General features: G+C 69.1%; 20 protein-coding genes. 11 read left to right on the top strand and 9 right to left on the bottom strand.

Annotated elements, in window-relative coordinates:
- The first annotated feature begins 8 nt into the window (after positions 1 to 8).
- The 5 genes from ABZV40_RS24000 to ABZV40_RS23980 all read left to right on the top strand — a co-directional run bounded on the left by ABZV40_RS24000 (position 9) and on the right by ABZV40_RS23980 (position 5,774).
- On the top strand, positions 9 to 1,163 hold the full coding sequence (locus ABZV40_RS24000; RefSeq protein WP_355445479.1) for an AAA family ATPase: 1,155 nt from the start codon (positions 9 to 11) through the stop codon (positions 1,161 to 1,163).
- The gene (locus tag ABZV40_RS23995; protein WP_355445477.1) at positions 1,160 to 2,512 is read left to right on the top strand and encodes a CpaF family protein; all 1,353 of its coding nucleotides are present in this window, start codon (positions 1,160 to 1,162) and stop codon (positions 2,510 to 2,512) included. The genes ABZV40_RS24000 and ABZV40_RS23995 overlap by 4 nt, the downstream gene beginning before the upstream one ends.
- Positions 2,509 to 4,134, top strand: a complete 1,626-nt coding sequence (locus ABZV40_RS23990; RefSeq protein ID WP_355445474.1) for a VWA domain-containing protein — start codon at positions 2,509 to 2,511, stop codon at positions 4,132 to 4,134. The genes ABZV40_RS23995 and ABZV40_RS23990 overlap by 4 nt, the downstream gene beginning before the upstream one ends.
- Position 4,135: 1 nt before the next feature.
- Positions 4,136 to 5,020, top strand: a complete 885-nt coding sequence (locus tag ABZV40_RS23985; RefSeq protein WP_355445471.1) for a type II secretion system F family protein — start codon at positions 4,136 to 4,138, stop codon at positions 5,018 to 5,020.
- A gap of 109 nt (positions 5,021 to 5,129) precedes the next feature.
- A complete protein-coding gene (locus ABZV40_RS23980) occupies positions 5,130 to 5,774 on the top strand; it encodes a response regulator transcription factor (RefSeq protein WP_355445468.1) in 645 nt (214 codons plus the stop codon).
- Positions 5,775 to 6,099: 325 nt separating this feature from the next.
- On the opposite strand, the gene ABZV40_RS23975 is transcribed toward ABZV40_RS23980, so the two are convergent.
- Positions 6,100 to 6,396, bottom strand: a complete 297-nt coding sequence (locus tag ABZV40_RS23975; RefSeq protein ID WP_355445465.1) for a hypothetical protein — start codon at positions 6,394 to 6,396, stop codon at positions 6,100 to 6,102.
- Between the two features lie 65 nt (positions 6,397 to 6,461).
- Positions 6,462 to 7,298, bottom strand: coding sequence for a PD-(D/E)XK nuclease family protein (locus tag ABZV40_RS23970; protein WP_355445462.1), 837 nt, complete (start codon positions 7,296 to 7,298; stop codon positions 6,462 to 6,464).
- A 42-nt stretch (positions 7,299 to 7,340) separates the two neighbouring features.
- On the opposite strand from ABZV40_RS23970, the gene ABZV40_RS23965 reads away from it, so the two are divergent.
- On the top strand, positions 7,341 to 7,643 hold the full coding sequence (locus ABZV40_RS23965; protein WP_355445459.1) for an ArsC/Spx/MgsR family protein: 303 nt from the start codon (positions 7,341 to 7,343) through the stop codon (positions 7,641 to 7,643).
- Here ABZV40_RS23965 and ABZV40_RS23960 read toward each other — a convergent pair.
- From ABZV40_RS23960 to ABZV40_RS23945, 4 genes are all read right to left on the bottom strand, one after another.
- Entirely contained in the window at positions 7,640 to 8,254 is a 615-nt protein-coding gene (locus ABZV40_RS23960; protein ID WP_355445456.1) for a MarC family protein, read from the bottom strand. The genes ABZV40_RS23965 and ABZV40_RS23960 overlap by 4 nt on opposite strands.
- A gap of 11 nt (positions 8,255 to 8,265) precedes the next feature.
- Positions 8,266 to 9,132, bottom strand: coding sequence for a PHP domain-containing protein (locus ABZV40_RS23955; RefSeq protein ID WP_355445764.1), 867 nt, complete (start codon positions 9,130 to 9,132; stop codon positions 8,266 to 8,268).
- Between the two features lie 27 nt (positions 9,133 to 9,159).
- Positions 9,160 to 9,720: a PH domain-containing protein gene (locus ABZV40_RS23950; RefSeq protein ID WP_045314770.1), complete on the bottom strand. Its 561-nt coding sequence runs from the start codon at positions 9,718 to 9,720 to the stop codon at positions 9,160 to 9,162.
- Between the two features lie 65 nt (positions 9,721 to 9,785).
- The gene (locus tag ABZV40_RS23945) at positions 9,786 to 9,944 is read right to left on the bottom strand and encodes a hypothetical protein (protein WP_167971300.1); all 159 of its coding nucleotides are present in this window, start codon (positions 9,942 to 9,944) and stop codon (positions 9,786 to 9,788) included.
- A gap of 142 nt (positions 9,945 to 10,086) precedes the next feature.
- Between ABZV40_RS23945 and ABZV40_RS23940 the strand changes: the two genes are divergently transcribed.
- Entirely contained in the window at positions 10,087 to 10,500 is a 414-nt protein-coding gene (locus tag ABZV40_RS23940) for an NUDIX hydrolase (RefSeq protein WP_355445451.1), read from the top strand.
- Between the two features lie 28 nt (positions 10,501 to 10,528).
- On the opposite strand, the gene ABZV40_RS23935 is transcribed toward ABZV40_RS23940, so the two are convergent.
- Positions 10,529 to 11,527, bottom strand: a complete 999-nt coding sequence (locus ABZV40_RS23935) for a DUF2332 domain-containing protein (protein ID WP_355445448.1) — start codon at positions 11,525 to 11,527, stop codon at positions 10,529 to 10,531.
- Between the two features lies 1 nt (position 11,528).
- Positions 11,529 to 12,032 (bottom strand): MaoC family dehydratase, encoded by a 504-nt coding sequence (locus ABZV40_RS23930; RefSeq protein ID WP_355445445.1) that lies wholly within the window; start codon positions 12,030 to 12,032, stop codon positions 11,529 to 11,531.
- A 284-nt stretch (positions 12,033 to 12,316) separates the two neighbouring features.
- Between ABZV40_RS23930 and corA the strand changes: the two genes are divergently transcribed.
- Both corA and ABZV40_RS23920 read left to right on the top strand, forming a co-directional pair.
- A complete protein-coding gene (gene corA / locus ABZV40_RS23925; RefSeq protein WP_355445442.1) occupies positions 12,317 to 13,387 on the top strand; it encodes a magnesium/cobalt transporter CorA in 1,071 nt (356 codons plus the stop codon).
- Positions 13,388 to 13,527: 140 nt separating this feature from the next.
- Complete coding sequence (locus tag ABZV40_RS23920) at positions 13,528 to 13,905, top strand: hypothetical protein (RefSeq protein WP_355445439.1); 378 nt, start codon at positions 13,528 to 13,530, stop codon at positions 13,903 to 13,905.
- On the opposite strand, the gene ABZV40_RS23915 is transcribed toward ABZV40_RS23920, so the two are convergent.
- Positions 13,889 to 14,980: a DUF2332 domain-containing protein gene (locus ABZV40_RS23915; RefSeq protein WP_355445436.1), complete on the bottom strand. Its 1,092-nt coding sequence runs from the start codon at positions 14,978 to 14,980 to the stop codon at positions 13,889 to 13,891. The two genes, ABZV40_RS23920 and ABZV40_RS23915, sit on opposite strands and share 17 nt — an antisense overlap.
- A 64-nt stretch (positions 14,981 to 15,044) precedes the next feature.
- On the opposite strand from ABZV40_RS23915, the gene ABZV40_RS23910 reads away from it, so the two are divergent.
- Together ABZV40_RS23910 and ABZV40_RS23905 are read left to right on the top strand one after the other, a co-directional pair.
- Positions 15,045 to 15,716: a metallophosphoesterase gene (locus tag ABZV40_RS23910; RefSeq protein WP_355445433.1), complete on the top strand. Its 672-nt coding sequence runs from the start codon at positions 15,045 to 15,047 to the stop codon at positions 15,714 to 15,716.
- Positions 15,706 to 16,551, top strand: coding sequence for a chromosome partitioning protein ParB (locus tag ABZV40_RS23905; protein WP_355445430.1), 846 nt, complete (start codon positions 15,706 to 15,708; stop codon positions 16,549 to 16,551). The genes ABZV40_RS23910 and ABZV40_RS23905 overlap by 11 nt, the downstream gene beginning before the upstream one ends.
- Positions 16,552 to 16,706 lie beyond the last annotated feature (155 nt).

Below are 16,706 nucleotides of genomic sequence, written 5' to 3'. Positions count from 1 at the left end.
GGCGTGCCATGACGATCCTCTGCGAGCCGGCCCACCGCGCCGGCCAGCTCTCCCCCGCGCTCGGCGGTGACGTCCGCGCCGCCCGGACACTGGACGAGACCAGCAGGCTGCTCGCCTCCGACCCGAACGAGACGCTGGTCGTCGTCGGCTCGGCGATCGACCTCGACCGGGCCCTCGCGTTCACCGCGGCCCTGCGGATCGAACGACCCGCGGTCGGTGTGGTGCTGGTCCGCGACGCGCTCGACATCGCGGTGCTGACCAGGGCGCTGCGCGCCGGTGTGCGGGAGGTCGTCGCGCGGGACGACCTCGCCGCCCTGGTCGACGCCTGCACGCGGTCACGCGCACTGTCCGCCCAGGTGACGGGCGTGCCGCAGCCCCGAGCCGACGAACGCAGGCAGGGCCAGGTGCTCACCGTGTTCGCGGCCAAGGGCGGGTGCGGCAAGACGACGCTCGCGGTGAACCTCGCCGCGGTCCTCGCCGCCGGTGGCGAGCGGTCGGTCTGCCTGGTGGACCTCGACCTCGCGTTCGGCGACGTCGGCATCTGCCTGCGCGCGGAGCCCGTCCGCACGATCGTGCACGGGCTCGGGATGCTCGGCCACGTCGACGTCGCGGGCGCGTCCTCGCTGCTCACGGCGTGCCGCCCCGGCCTCAGCGCGTTGCTCGCACCGGTCGAACCCGGTGATGCGGAACGGATTCCGGCCGCGCTGGTCGGTGAGCTGCTGGAGGTGTTGCCGACGATGTTCGACTTCGTCGTGGTCGACACGCCTTCGGCGTTCACCGAGCACGTGCTGGCCGCGATGGACGCCTCGCACCACCACGTCCTGCTGACCACACCGGACGTGCCCGCGTTGAAGAACCTGCGGGTGACGCTCGACATGCTGGACCTGTTGTCCTACGCGCACGACATCCGGTCGGTCGTGCTGAACCGGTCCGACGCCAAGGTCGGCCTGACGATGGACGACATCGAACGCGTGGTGCGCAGCGACATCCGCGCGCACGTGCCGTCCAGCCGGGACGTGCCGATCTCGGTCAACAAGGGCAACCCGATCGTCCTCGACCTGCCGAAGCACCCGGTGAGCGAGGCCATCACCCGGTTCGCCCGTGAACACGTCCTGGCCGAGCCCGCGGTCGTCGCCGCGAAGTCGAAGAGGTGGTTCCGATGAGCCTGGCCAACCGCATCGCCGCGCAGCGGGAGTCCGCCTCGCCGGCTCCGCAGCTGCGCAGGCACGCCCGTGCGGCCGACCCGTTCGCCGAGGTCAAGCGCAGCGTGCACGCGGGGCTGCTGGAGGTGCTGGGCCCCAAGCTCTACGACGCGCACCTCGACCAGCGCGAGCTCGAAACCCGTGTGCGCCAGACGTTGCAGGCCGTGCTGGAACGCGACGAGACGCCGCTGACCAACGCCGACCGCGCCCGCATCGCGTCCGAGGTCCTCGACGAGATCCTCGGTCACGGACCGCTGGAGCCCTACCTGCGGGACCCGAGCATCTCCGAGATCATGGTCAACGGCCACGACCAGGTCTACGTCGAACGCTCGGGCCGGTTGGAGCCGGTTCCGGTGGCGTTCGCCGACGAGTCGCACCTGCGCCGGACGATCGACAAGATCGTCGCCAAGGTCGGCCGGCGCGTCGACGAGGCCTCGCCCATGGTCGACGCCCGGCTGCCCGACGGCAGCCGCGTGAACGCCGTCGTGCCGCCGATCGCGCTGGACGGTTCGGTGCTGACGATCCGCAAGTTCGCCACCGACCCGTACACCGTCGACGATCTCGTCGGGTTCGGCACGCTGACGCCCGCGACCGCGTACCTGCTGCAGTGTTGCGTGCACGGGCGGATGAACATCCTGATCGGTGGCGGCACCGGCTCCGGCAAGACGACGTCGCTGAACGTGCTGTCGTCGTTCGTGCCGGCCGACGAGCGCATCGTCACCATCGAGGACGCCGCCGAGCTGCAGCTGCGGCAGGACCACGTGCTGCGCCTGGAAGCCAGGCCGCCGAACGTGGAGTCGCGCGGTGAGGTGGCCGTGCGGGACCTCGTTCGCAACGCGCTGCGCATGCGGCCGGACCGGATCATCGTCGGCGAGGTCCGCGACGGTGCCGCGCTGGACATGTTGCAGGCCATGAACACCGGCCACGACGGCTCGATCACGACCGTCCACTCGAACTCGCCGCGCGACTCGCTGGCGAGGCTGGAGACCATGGTGCTGATGGCGGGCGTGGACCTGCCGGCGCGGGCGATCCGCGAGCAGATGGCGTCCGCGATCGACCTGATCGTGCACCAGTCGCGGCTCAAGGACGGCACACGGCGGATCACCCACATCACCGAGGTCATCGGGATGGAGGGAGAGGTCGTGACGTTGCAGGACATCTTCCAGTTCGACTTCCACGCGGGCGTCGACGATCGGGGTTTCTACCGCGGCTCGTTGCAGTCGACCGGGTTGCGGCCGCACTTCGTCGAGCGCCTGAAGGACCGCGGCATCGACGTTCCGCCGCACCTGTTCGTGGGTGGTGTGCGATGACCAGAGTGCTCGTGGGCGTCGTGATCGGCGCCCTGCTGACGTTCCTGTTCAGCGCTTTCGGCTTTGCTTCTGCTTTTGCCGCACCATCTCGCGGGGTGGTGGTGCTGCTCGACACCAGCGGGTCCATGGCGCCGGACCGGATCGTCCTCGCCCGGCAGGCGATCGCGACCTACGTGGGTTCGCTGCCCGAGGACGTGCAGGTCGGCCTGGTGGAGTTCTCGTCGAAACCGTCGCTGGTCGTGGCACCGACCGCGGACCGACGTGCCCTGGTGGGTGCGCTGGACCGGTTGCAGGCCAAGGGAGACACGTCGTTGTTCGACGCCGTGCCCGTGGGACTGTCGGCGCTGCAGGGCTTTTCCGAACGGCGGATGGTCATCATCTCGGACGGCGAGGACACGGTCAGCAAGTCCACTTTGGACGCGGCTGTCGGCGCCATCGCCTCCGCCGGGGTGCCGACCGACGTGATCGGCTTCCAGTACAGCGACGAGGCCCTGCGCCGGATCGCCGCGGCGGCCGGTGGACGGCTGCTGACCGCCTCCGACGCGGGCGCACTGGCCGCCGCTTTCGCCGCGCTGGCAGCGCCTTCGTCCGCGGTCACGACTCCTCCGCCGGTGTCGGTGGCCGCTCCCGCACCGGTCGCCGTCGCTCCTCCGGTCGTGGCTCCCGGCCACAACTGGCAGGCCGGGGTGCTGATCGCCGGCACGTTCCTGGTGGTGTTCCTGGCCGTGATGGTGCTGCTGACGCCACGCCGGTCCGGCGTGGGCCGCAAGCTCGAACGGCACCTTGAGCACTACGGCACGCAGGAGCCCGTGGCGCAGGAGGAGAGTCAGGCCGCGCAGACCGCCGTCGTGTGGACCAGCCGGGTGATGAGCGACGTCACCGCCGCCCGGCTCGCCGACCGGCTAGACCTGGCGGGGATCAAGGCGAGCCCGGCGGAGTGGACGTTGCTGCGGATCTGCGCGTCGGTGGTGCTCGCCGCGCTGCTCACGCTGGTGACGACGTGGTGGATCGGCATTCCGCTGGGCGCGCTCTGCGGCTGGCTCGTGACCGCGCTGTACGTCCGGATGCGGAGGTCGAAGCGCCGTGCGGCGTTCGCCGACCAGCTCCCCGACGTGCTGCAGCTGATCGCGAGCTCGCTGCGCTCGGGCTTCTCGCTGCCCCAGTCGATCGACGCCGTGGTGCGGGACGACACCCAGCCCACCGCGGGCGAGTTCTCCCGCGCGCTGGCCGCCACCCGCATCGGTGCCGAGCTGGAGGACGCCCTGGAGCGAGTGGCGTCGCGGATGCAGAGCGCGGACCTGGCGTGGGTCGTGATGGCCGTGCGCATCCAACGCCAAGTGGGCGGCAACCTCGCCGAAGTCCTGTTGAACACCGTCGCCACCATGCGCGACCGTTCGCAAACACGCAGGCACGTCCGTGCACTGTCGGCAGAGGGTCGTCTGTCCGCCTACGTCCTGGTCGGTCTGCCGGTCTTCCTGGCGGGCTTCCTGTTCTGGTTCCGCGCGGACTACATGCGGCCGCTCTACAGCACGTTGATCGGTCTCGTGATGCTCTCGGCCGCGGCTGTGCTGGTCGTGCTCGGCTCGTTGTGGATGCGCAAGCTCGTGCGCGTGGAGGTGTGACATGGTGCTCGTCGTCGGTCTCGGCTGCCTTCTGCTCGCGCTGGCACTGGGCGTCGTCGCGCTCGTGCTCAAGCCACCGGTCACCGCCGCCGGTTCGCTGGCCCTGATCGAGACCAGCTACTCGGCCGCGGTCGTCTCGAAGCAGGAGGTGGGCGCGTCGCCGAGCTGGCTGCGGTCCATCGCCCTGCGGCTGTCTCCCGCGGGCGTGGCCGTCCGGCTGCAGCGCCGCCTCGACCTGGCGGGCAACCCGCCGTCCTGGACCACCGACCGAGTCCTCGCCGCCAAGGGCCTGGGCCTGTTCCTCGGTGCGGGCCTGGCGGCTCTGCTGACCTTCCGGTCACCTGGCTGGCTGGTGCTGGGCCTCGCCGCGGGCGCGGTGTCCGGCTTCTTCCTGCCCGACCTGCTGCTGGTGAACGCGGGCCAGAAGCGCCAGGAGAAGATCCGCCGGGCGCTGCCCGACGCCCTCGACATGCTGACCGTCTGCGTCGAGGCCGGCCTGGGCTTCGACGCCTCGCTGGCCCAGGTCGCCCGCAACACCACGGGCCCGCTGGCCCAGGAGTGCGCCCGCGTCCTGCAGGAGATGCAGATCGGCAAGTCCCGCAGCGAGGCCCTGCGATCCCTCACCGAACGCACGACGGTCGCCGAGCTCCGCGCGTTCGTCTCGGCCCTCGCCCAAGCGGGTGAACTTGGCGTGCCCATCGCGTCCGTGCTGCGCGAGCAGGCCCGCGAAATGCGCATCCGCCGCCGCCAGCGCGCGGAGGAACAGGCCCAGAAGGTGCCGGTCAAAATCCTGTTCCCGCTGATCGTGTGCCTGTTCCCGGCGATGTTCGTGGTCATCATCGGCCCCGGCGCGATCAGCATCGCCCGCGTCCTCATGCACCTCTGACAGGCCCTGGCCGCACGGGACCAAATGCTCTATTGGTCCCTTCGGTGTAACCATTCGAGACGGATCGAACGACATGCGAGTTGAACCTTCACCCGAGAGGGGTCAGCTCATGGCGATCAGAGTCGTTGTCGTGGACGGACACACGCTCACCCGTTACGGCCTGACGACGCTCGCCGCCGCGCACCCCGATCTGGAGGTGGTGGCGGAGGCGAGCACGGCAGCCGAAGCCCCGGCCGTCATCGCCGCGGCCGCCCCGGACGTCGTCACCGTGGCTGTCGGCCTCCCCGACGCCGACGGCCTCCGCCTGGCCCGCGACCTGCGCGACCGCCACCCGTCACTGGGCATCGTCGTCCTGACCGCCCAAGGCGAGGACGACGTGCTGTTCCGCGCCCTGGAAACCGGCGCCTCGGCCTTCGTCGGCAAGACGGCCCCGGTGGAAGAGATCCTCTGCGCCATCCGCCACGCAGCCGTGGCCGCCTCGTCGTTCACCGCGGCGGGCCTGGCCATGGCGATGGCCCGCCGCCAGTCCACCACCGCCCGCCTCGCCCTGTCGCCACGCGAACGCGAGGTGCTGGCCCTGCTGCAGGACGGCGTGTCGATCCCGGCGATCGCCCGCACCCTGTACGTGTCGCCGTCGACGGCCAAGACCTACGTCTCACGCCTCTACGAGAAGCTCGGCGCCTCGAACCGGGCCCAGGCCCTGATGGCGGCGCTGCGCAACGGCCTGATCCGCAACGACGCGGCAACCGCCTGAGCCGCCTGCGCGCTCGCCGTCGATGAAGGGCTCCTTGCTCCACCTGGGGGTCCAATGCCAGGAACTCAAGCGGCTCCGGGTGCGCGATCGACGAGGCTCGCGAAGGTCGCGCTGGTGGCCAGTTGGTCGGGAAGCTGCCGACCAGCGGCTCTTGATCGCGAACTGACGCACGGCCCGGCGCATGTCGCAACGCGGACGCGCACCTCAAACGTGTGGTCGAGGCCGACTCGAATCCGTGCTGGTTGATCTTTATGAAGGGCTCTTTCATCCACTCCAGGTGGAGGAAGGCGCCCTTCATCGAGCACCCGAGGCGACGCAGGAGCGGCTAAGCCCACCAGAAAGTCCACAGCGTCGCCCCGGTCACCGCCAGCACCGCGAGCGACGCGACCGGCGCCTTCCAGTCCGCGTACCGGTCGGCCACGATCTGCCCGGCGATGACGAGCAACGCCGCCACAACGTGCGCCACGACCGACAACGTCCCAGGTCCAGGCAGGTCACGCGAGTTCGCGTAGAACTGGACGCCGATGTTGCCGAGCGCGAGCAGCACCACGCCCACCGCGAGCACACCGCTCACGGCGCGCAGGATTCCGTAGGTCCGCGACGGCCGCTTTGCTGCTTCCACGTCCACTCCCGCCACCCTACGGGGCGGCCGATGCGGGTGCCCTCAGGGTCCGCAGGCCCCGCCGGTCACGGCGCCAACAGCGACCAGGGCTCGATCTCGGGAGCCGCCGCCTGCCCCTCGGGACAGCTGCGCCGGAAATCGCACCACTGACACTGCCGCCCGGTGACCGGCGGGAACAACACCTCCTGATCCCCACCGGCCTTCAACGTCTCCGTGGCCAGGTCGATCTCGTCGGCCGCCTCCTCGGCCCGCCGGACGTGCCGGGCCAGCGACTCCTCCGTGTGCTCCCACACCGCCACCGACCCGGACGGCAGGTGGTGCAGCTCCACCCGGCGGCACGGTTTGCGCAGGGTGCGGCGGGCCGCCAGCGCGTACAGGGCCAACGCCTGCGAGCCCCGTGCGTCGTCGGAGGTCAGGACGTGACGGCCGGTCTTGTAGTCGACGATCACCAGTTCGCCGTCGCGGTAGTCGATGCGGTCGACGCGGCCCTCGGCCACGATCCGCTCGGTCGGCGACGACACCCAGCGCTCCACCCCGAGCGGTTCGAAGTCCACGTCGAGCGACGCCACGTAGTCGTGCACCCAGCGGCCCGCACGCGCGCGGTACTCGGCGGCCTGGTCGACGTCGCGGAAGCCCTCGGACTTCCACTGCCGGTTCACCAAGGCCACGGCCTGATCGGGGGTGCGACGGTCGGCAGGCAGGTCGAACAGGGCCTTCAGGGCGTTGTGCACCACCGCGCCCAACGTGTTGTGCGCCCAGGCGCCGCCGCGGGGTGGGGTCGGGCGGTCCAGGTACGTCATCCGGAAACGGCGTGGGCAGTCCGTCCACGTCGCGAGCTTCGCGGGCGTCACGCGCACCAGCCGCCGGGGCTGAACACCGAAGTCGAAGCCGAGTTGTTCCACCCCGACCAAGTTACTCAGCCACCCTGACAGAAAATGAACGGCATGGAGATCTGGCACAACCCGCGCTGCTCCAAGAGCCGCGCCGCCAAGCAACGCCTCGACGACGAGGGCGCCGAGTACACCGAACGCCGCTACCTCGACGACACCCCCACCGAAGAGGAGCTGGACCACGTCCTCAAGCTCCTCGGCAAACAGCCGTGGGAGATCGCGCGCACCAAGGAACCCGCGTACCCCGAGCTCCTCGAACACGACCGCGCCAAGTGGATCGCGCACATGGTCGCGAACCCCAGCCTGATCGAGCGGCCCATCATCATCGACGGGGACAGCGCGCACATCGAGCGTTAGACGCCGGAAGAGATGAAGCCCTGCACCGAGGACGCGACCAGCTGCACGGCGATCGCGGCCAGCAGCAGGCCGGCGATCTTGGCCATCAGCAGGATCCCGCTCTCCTTGAACACCTTGATCAGCAGGCCGGCCGACCGCAGCGTCCCCAGCAGCACCAGGTGCACGGCCACGATCGCCGCGGCCAGCGCCACGTACGAACCGACAGCCCCGTCCGCCTGACGCACGAACACGATCGTCGCGGCGATGGCACCGGGTCCGGCCAGCAGCGGTGTTCCCAGCGGCACCAGCGCGATGTTCACGTCCTCGACCTCGGGGTGGTTGGTGGCACCCTTGCCGGTCAGCAGGTCCAGCGCGATCAGCAACAGCAGCAACCCGCCCGCGCCCTGCAGGGCGGGGATGCCGATGTGCATGTACGCCAGGATCGAGTTGCCCGCGACCGCGAACAGCGTGATCACCAGGAACGACACCAGCACGCCCTGCCGCGCCGCCCGCTTGCGCGCGTCCCGCGACTTGCGGCCGACCAGTCCCAGGAACACCGGCACGGTGCCGGGCGGATCCATGATCACCAGCAGCGTGATCGTGGCCTCGATGAAGAGCCGCAGGTTGAACACGAGAAACCGCCCTATCCCACGAGGATCTTGCCGCCCGTCGCCCTCGAAGCCAGAGCATCCAGCATTTCCGGGGCCGTCGTCTCCGCGCCGAGCCGCACCGTCTTGTTCGTGCCGTGGTAGTCACTCGACCCGGTGACGATCAGACCCAGCTGGTCGGCGAGCGAACGCAACGACCGGCGCGTCGCGGCATCGTGGTCCGGGTGGTCGACCTCGACCCCGGCCAGGCCGGCGGAGGCCAGCGAACGCACCACGTCCGGCGTCACGATCGGCCCGCGCGACACCGCGAACGGATGCGCCAGCACCGTCACGCCACCGGCCTCGGTGATCATCTCGATGGCGCGCTCGACGGGCGTGTCGGTCCGCCCCACGTAATAACGGCCACCCGTCAGGTACGTCGCGAAGGCCTCGTCGACCGAGGAGACCACCCCGGCCCGGATCAGCGCCTGCGCCAGGTGCGGGCGACCGGCCGGCGCGTCGAACGGCAGCCGCGCCATCAGGTCGGCCGGGTCGATCGGGAAGCCGTCGGCCCGCATCATCTCGGCCATCTTCTGCAGCCGGTGCCGCCGCTCCAGGCGCAGCCGGGACTGCTCGGCCATCAACGCCACGTGCGTCGGGTCGTAGAGATACGCCAGCAGATGAACGGTGATCGTGCGGCCACGGCCGTCAGGGCACGCGCACGACAGCTCGGCACCGCGGACCAGCCGCAGGCCCGCGGGCAGCGCGGCGGCCGCCTCGGCCCAACCGGCCGCGGTGTCGTGATCGGTGATCGCCACCGCGTCGAGTCCGGCCAGCGCGGCCGCCTTCACCAGTTCGGCAGGGCTGTCGGTGCCGTCGGACTCGGACGAATGGGTGTGCAGATCGATGACCACGTCGTCCAGTGTGGACGACGCCCCGCACGGTCGGTGTTACGGGACCATCTTCTTGCCGCGTGCGGCGCGCTGAGCCTTGATCATCGAGAACCGCTCGGCCTGCGCCTTCTTGTCGCCGAAGGTCAGCTCCGAGATGGCGTCGTACACCTCTTCGGGGTCCGGCAGGAACTCCAGGCGGTTCAGCGCCTGGATCTGACCGGCCGACTCCACGATCAGCGTGCCGTAGCCGAGCATGCGCCCGCCCACGGTCCGCTCATAGGTGAGGTCGGTGACCTTGCTGATGGGCATCATCGCGACCTTGGTCTCGAAGACGCCCGATGTCAGCATGAACCGCTTGTCGGTGACGACGATGCGCTCGACCCACCACTCGATGATGAAGTAGGCGAGCCGCAGCAGCACGAGCAGCCCGCCGTACCACAGCACGTTCTGGATCACACCCGCGTTCGACGGCAGCAGGTACGAGATCATCATGAAGCCGGCGAGCAGCGCAGCCGCTTCGAGGACGTCCCAGATCAGGTAGGACCAGTGCCTGCGCACCCGGATGACCCGACGCTCGCTCGACAGCAGGTAGTCGTCCGGATCACGTGGTGCGAACATGCGCTACCAGCCCTTCCTGGTACCAGCCAGTGCCTGTCCCTGCTCTCCCGGAAAGTCCGGGCGAACTAGAACAATTGTCGCACGAAGGTGATCAGCGCCTCAGCCGCAGTTCGCAGCGAGTTGAGGATGTTCGTCACCAGCTGTGCGGCCTGCTGCGGCTCCGCGATGAGGAAGAACAGCAGCAAGGCGATTCCGGCGAAAGTGAGGATCTTCTTCAGGTTCACGGTGTCCACCCCGTCCGCGTTCCGCACCCGTTTGGCGCCGTTCGTGACCGTTGTACAGCACGATTCAGCGCCTTGGGAGATTTGTACCGCAGCCGGGGTAGTGCGCTGCACCGCCGTTGAGGGGTGACTACGCTTCGTGTTCGTGACGGTCAGCAGTGAGCGCACCATCCGTTGTGTCGGTGCGGTCGTACATGACTCGAACGGGCGACTACTGCTCGTGCGACGCGCCAATCCGCCTGGTGAAGGCATGTGGTCGATACCAGGGGGACGCGTGGAACCAGGCGAGACGGACGAGGCTGCCGTGACGAGGGAAGTCGCCGAAGAAACGGGACTCTCCGTCACCGTTGGCCGTCTCGTCGGCAGCGTCGAGCGACCGGCCCCGAACGGGGTTTATTTGATCTTCGACTACGAATGCCAGGTCACGTCGGGTGTGCTCCGAGCGGGCGACGACGCATCGGATGCCTCGTGGACGGACAGTGCGACCTTGGCCACACTTCCGACCGCGGACGGCCTTTTGGAAGCGCTTTCCGACTGGAACTGCCTGCCCAGGGCCTGATCAGGGTTCACGCGATCGGGGACCGCGCTCACCGCCAAACGAGACGTTGCCCGTGGGCCTCGGTGGTCGCCAGAGTGGTCTTCTCCACGCCCGCGTCACTCACACGGACAAGCCGCAGCTCGCCGTCCTCATGGGCCGCCCACCACGCCGGTCTGCCCAAAGAGGACAACGCGGGCACGAGGTCGAGGCCGGAACCGCTCGAGATGACCACGAGCGGGGCGTCGATCCCCTCGACCGCCTTGGCGAGGTCCGCGACCGGGTCACCGGCCACGAGCCGGGGAGGGTTCTTCCGCAGCACCGTGCACGCCACCCCGAACAGCCGCAGCCGCTCCGGCTGGTCGGCCCACACGCACGCCTCAAGCCAGGCGTAAGCGTCCTCATCGGTCAGATCGACGGGTGCCACGCCGATGCCCGCCTTCGCGGCCACCTTGACCGTCTTGGGCAGCTTCGGCAGCACCGCGCCCGGTGCGAGCTCCAGCGCGCAGTGCAGGCCCAGCGCGGCCTTGGCGGGCCCGGCGACGAGCTGGCCGGCCTCCGCGGTCTGGTAGCGGTACGAGTACTGGTCGAGCCCGAGCAGCAGGCCCGCGGTCGTGGCGGCCTCGACGAGCCCGATCGGGCCGCCCGCCTGCTTCGCCGCCGCGGCCACCGCCGGGTACAGCAGCGCGGCCCTGCGCACCTCGTTGGTCTGGATCACCTGCGAGCTGACGAGCCCGCGCACGCGTTCGGCGCGTTCCAGCACGAAGTCGCGGAACAACGGCCAGGTGCTCTCGTCCGCGCCGTAGGTCCCGCCGAGCGACGGGTAGTAGTTCGAGAGCTGGTGGAACGGTTCGGCTTGCACGAGCCGATGCGCCGCCGCCAGCAGGAGCTCGCCGGAGGCGTTGCTCCCGGGGCTGGCGGCGGTCAGCAGATCGGCGACCTCCGGATCCTCCGCGGCACGCGACGCGAGGTGCTCGTAGAGCGGCGAGATGCCCGCCGCCTCTGCCGCGAACTCGCGCAGACGCTGCTGTGCCAGATCCAGAGAAGTCACTTCACTCCTTCGGTTCGGGGCGCCCCGGCTGCTCGCCGCCACGAGCTTCACCGTAGGACCTCTTCGGCACCATGACCTTGCGGCGGAAGATGCACACGACCGTGCCGTCCTGCTTGTAACCGCGAGTCTCCACGTAGACCACGCCCCTGTCGTCCTTGGACTTGGACGGCGTCTTGTCGAGCACCTCGGTCTCGCCGTAGATCGTGTCACCGTGGAACGTCGGCTTCACGTGCCGCAGCGACTCGATCTCCAGGTTGGCGATCGCCTTGCCGGAGACGTCGGGCACGGACATGCCCAGCAGCAACGAGTAGATGTAGTTGCCGACCACGACGTTCTTCTTGAAGTCGGTCGTGTTCTCCGCGTAGTTCACGTCCATGTGGAGCGGGTGGTGGTTCATGGTGAGCAGGCAGAACAGGTGGTCGTCGTACTCGGTGACCGTTTTGCCCGGCCAGTGCTTGTAGACCGCTCCGACCTCGAACTCCTCGTAGTACCGACCGAACTGCACCGCGCCTCCAACTACGTGTGATCGAGATCTGACTCAGGTGGGGAGACAGTCTTTACGCGGAGGGAGTACCCTCGGCAACCGGTGTGTGAGGATTTCCACCACCCGCGAACTTCGCCCCGAGGAGGTGAGGACCCCTAAATGAGCAAGGACCCCCACCCTGCCAGTACCAAGCGCGTCCTCACCGAGGTGGCCTGCTAGATCGTTCTAGTCAGCTGAGTTTTCCCCGGTCAGGACGCCCGTCGTGTTTTCACCTGCAACGACGTGTGGCCCTGGAGGAACTCACCATGCCCAGCTTGCCCTCGATTCGCGGACGTGGCGCCCAGCAGCGCCCTGCGCCGCACATCACCGTGCCGTTGTCGCACTACGTGGTCGATTGCGCGGTCTACGTCGACGGCAAGCGTTTGCCAGGCCGCTGGACGCACACCGACGCCGTCAAGGAAGTGCGCAAGCGCAAGGACGGTTTCGTCTGGATCGGCCTGCACGAGCCCGACGCCGAGCAGATCGAGGGCATCGCGGAGACGTTCGGGCTGCACGAGCTCGCCGTCGAGGACGCGGTGCACGCGCACCAGCGCCCGAAGCTGGAGCGCTACGACAACACGCTCTTCATGGTCTTCAAGACCGTCCGCTACGTGACCAACGAGTCCCCCGACACCGCCAACGAGATCGTCGAGTCCGGCGAGATCATGGTGTTCCTGGGCAAGGACTTCGTCATCACCGTGCGGCACGGCAACCACTCCGGTCTGTCCAAGCTGCGCCACGAGATGGAGGACGACCCGGAGCGGCTGGAGATCGGCCCCTCCGCGGTGCTGCACGCCATCTCGGACCACGTCGTCGACAACTACCTCGATGTCACCGACCACATCGAGGACGACATCGACCGCATGGAGGAGCGGGTCTTCGCGCCGCGCACCGAGGTGAGCGCCGAGCAGATCTACATGTTCAAGCGCGAGGTGGTGGAGCTGCGCCGCGCGGTCATGCCGCTCGCGAACCCGTTGCGCCGCTTGGCCGAGGGCTACACGCCTCTCATCCCCGAGCAGGTGCGGGCGTTCTTCCGCGACGTCGACGACCACCTCACCGAGGTCTCCGAGCGGGTGACCGCGTTCGACGAGTTGCTGACCACGCTGGTCGACGCGACGCTCGCGAAGATCACGCTGCAGCAGAACATCGACATGCGCAAGATCACCGCGTGGGTCGCGATCATCTCCGTGCCCACGATGGTCGTCGGTGTCTACGGCATGAACTTCGACTACATGCCAGAGCTGAAGTGGAAGTTCGGCTATCCCCTGGTGATGAGCCTGGTCCTCGTCGCCTGCCTGACGCTCTACCGAATATTGCGCCGAAATCGCTGGCTGTAGGTCCCGGTTTCGCTCGCTTTCTGTTCTGTAGAAGGGCTTTGTCATGACCAGACTGCTGACCAACATCCGTTTCTGGATGCTCGCGTTCCTGCTCTGCTGGATCACCACCGTGTTCGTCCTGATCAGCGGAACGCCCTGACGTGTACCGCCGGCTGAACAGTCTGCGGCCCTGGATCTTGGTCTTCGTCGTCGGCTGGCTCGCGATGGTCTTCATCTCCATCGCGAACTGGCCGGCCGCAGGTGCCCAGTCGCCGGACGAGCTCGCTGTCGAAGTGACGAACGCGTTGCGCACGAACGACTTCCACAAGTTGCAGCCGTTGCTGGCGGTCGGTGGCGAGGACGTCGCCAAGTCGACCACCGAGCACTTCGCGACCGCTCGGGTGGAGGACGGTTTCTTCCGCGACGGCGACGTCGTCGTGCAGTACACGCGCGACGGCACGCGTTCGGAGTTCAAGCTGCCCGTCGAGGAACGGGACGGGCGCTACCTCGTGAACGCGGTGGTCACTCCCACGGGGTGACGTTCCAGGTGAACGGCGCGCCGTGGCCGCTGCCGTACCCGAGGTTCAGCGAGATCCCGGCCGGCCAGAGCTTGAGCAGCAGTTCGAACCGGTAGCCCTCCGCCGCGTCGTCCGAACGGCGCGACTCGAACACCAGCAGTGCCAACGGTGTCGTGGGCGTCGCCTTGGTGGCGGCGTCGGCCAGCACCGCTCGTCCCATCGCCCGATCCGCGGGTGAGACGTACTGCCACACCACGGAATGCCACACGACGGTCAGCACGTCGCGTTCGGCGCGGGCGAGCTGTTTCGCGAGCCATTCCGGCCCTGCCGACCTCTCGACCTTCACCGGGTCCGTCGCGGCGAGGTCCAGCGCGTCCTTGAGACGGTTCAACCGCTCGACCTGGTCCGCCCAGACGAACGAGCAGAGGTGCAGCCGTCCATCCTCTGTGGACACGTCGACCGGGGTGAGGTCGCAGCCGGCCCTGCCGACGACGCGCAGGCGGTGGCCGAGGTCCGCGGGCGGCCTGCCGGTCCACCGGGGGTCGAAGACGAGCAGGCTGTCCGGGTCGCCGAGCACGGTGCCGTCGTCGAGCCGGTAGCCGACGTGGTGCGGCCGCAGGTTGAGCCCGCCGCTCGCGCCCACTTCCAGCAGCCGCACGCTGAACGGCACCGAGCGCCCGGCGGCGATCGCTGCCTCCTGCGCGGCGACCATCAGCCCGCCGTAGAGGGGAGCGCTGCGGGCGGGTTCGTTGGTCTGCACGGTCGTGGCGCTGATCCGCTGCCTCAGCAGGTCGGCGTGCTCGGTGAGGACGGGCAGCGCGTCCTCCCACAGCTTCTCGAGGTCCGGCTGCCCGCCGACGGACGGGTAGTGCTTCGCCAGGCCCGGAGCGCGCCCTTCGAGCACGAGGCGGTGCACCGCGCCCGCGAACCGCAGCCCGGGCATCGTGCCGTCCCGGTCGCGCTGGGGGCCCGCCATGATCTTGGCGGTGACGCCGCCTCGTCTGAGGTCTTCCGCGGCGTCCTCGATGAGTCGTGTGGTCAGCGGACTGCGGTCGCGGGGCGCCCCGGCGTCCGCGGCGAACAGCTCGGCAAGCACGGTGTCGACGCTAGTGGGCGCGCTGTCCCGCGTCATCCCGGCGAAGGCTTATTACGCTGCTCGAATGGTTCGGGTGCTCGCGGTGGCGGACGAGGTCGTGGAGGGACTGTGGTCCTCCCAGGTGCACCAGCACGACGGTGTCGACCTGATCCTGGCGGCGGGTGACCTGCCGTTCGACTACCTGGAGTTCCTCGCGAACGCCCTGGACAAGCCGCTGGTGTTCGTCCCGGGCAACCACGACGTGGACCTCTCCGGCTACTCGAACGTGCGCGGTCTGTGGACCAAGGCGGGTGTCCCGGTCCGCTGGCCAGGTCCAACCGGTGCGGTGAACGCGGACGAACGCGTGGTCGACGTCGCCGGCCTGCGGATCGCCGGTCTCGGTGGTTCGATCCGGTACAACAAGGGCCCGAACCAGTGGACGGAACGGCAGCAGGCCCGCCGCGCCCGCCGGGTGTCCCGGCTGGCCGGGTGGCGCAGGCTGCGGGACGGACGTGGCGTGGACGTGCTGCTGACCCACTCGCCTCCTCTCGGCTGCGGTGACGAACCGGATGCGCCGCACCGCGGTTTCGACTGCTTGCGCGGGCTGGTCTCGCGGCTGCGGCCGGCGTTCCTGCTGCACGGCCACATCCACCCGCACGGCGTGCCGCGCCCGGACCGCGTTCTGGGCGCCACCCGCGTGATCAACGTCGTGCCGCAGAAGGTCCTGGACATCTCGGGGGTTCGCGATGAGACGTGACACCGGTTTTCCCGTGGCCGACGCCGAGAACGACTTCCTGCGCGCCCGCCGCCGCCAGGTGATGTCGCGCCTCGCGGCCTGGCTGCGCCGCGAGCCCGACGACGTCAACATCATGCTGCCGTTCCACGAGGTCGTCGACGCGCTCGGCATGGTGTCCGAGAAGCGCCTCGGCCTGCAGTCCATCCGGCTGGACTCGATCGTGGGCAGCGTCGACCGCACCCGCGACTTCGACCGCCGCTTCCGCCCGACCTCGGGCCGCGTCCGCGAACGCTGGCAACGGCTCGCGCTGGCCGCCCGGCGAGGCGAGAACGTGCCGCCGATCGAGGTGTACCGGATCGGCGAGCTGCACTTCATCATCGACGGTCACCACCGGGTGTCCGTCGCCCACGCCCTGGGCCTGTCGGTGATCGACGCGTACGTGACTCAGGTGATCACGCGGGTGAACGCCGCCGGCATCCGCTACCGCGGCGACCTGATCGTGAAGGACTACCGGCGGCTGTTCCTGGAGCGCGTGCCGTTGACCGGCGAGGCCCGTGCCGCCGTGGTCCTGTCGGACCCGTGGGACTACGCCCAGCTCGGCGAGCACGTCGAAGCGTGGGGCTTCCGGCTCATGCAGGACACGGGCCAGTTCCTCGACCGGTCGGAGGTCGCCCGCCGCTGGTACGCCGACGAGTACACGCCCGTCGTGGGCATGCTGCGGCAGGCCGACATGATCGGCGATCGGACCGAGACCGAGGCCTACATGTGGGTGGCGGCCGAGCGGTACCGCCTCATCCGCACGCACCGGTGGGACCCGGACGTGATCAACGCGGTGCGGGAGCGGAACCGCGGCTGAGCGCCGAATCGGTGCGCGTTCGCCGTCGATGAAGGGCTCATTCATCCACCTCAGGTGGATCTGGTGTTTTAACCAGGAGGCGCCTGGGCTTTGACATGGGCACGGCCACCGCTTGATCATCTTCGGGTTCCGCCAAGAACTCGAACTGAACAAGG

This window comes from Lentzea sp. NPDC004782, from assembly GCF_040609115.1.
Classification (GTDB): Bacteria; Actinomycetota; Actinomycetes; order Mycobacteriales; family Pseudonocardiaceae; genus Lentzea.
The sequence above is the reverse complement of the archived record's forward strand: the minus strand, read 5'-3'. Positions and strand labels throughout refer to the sequence as shown.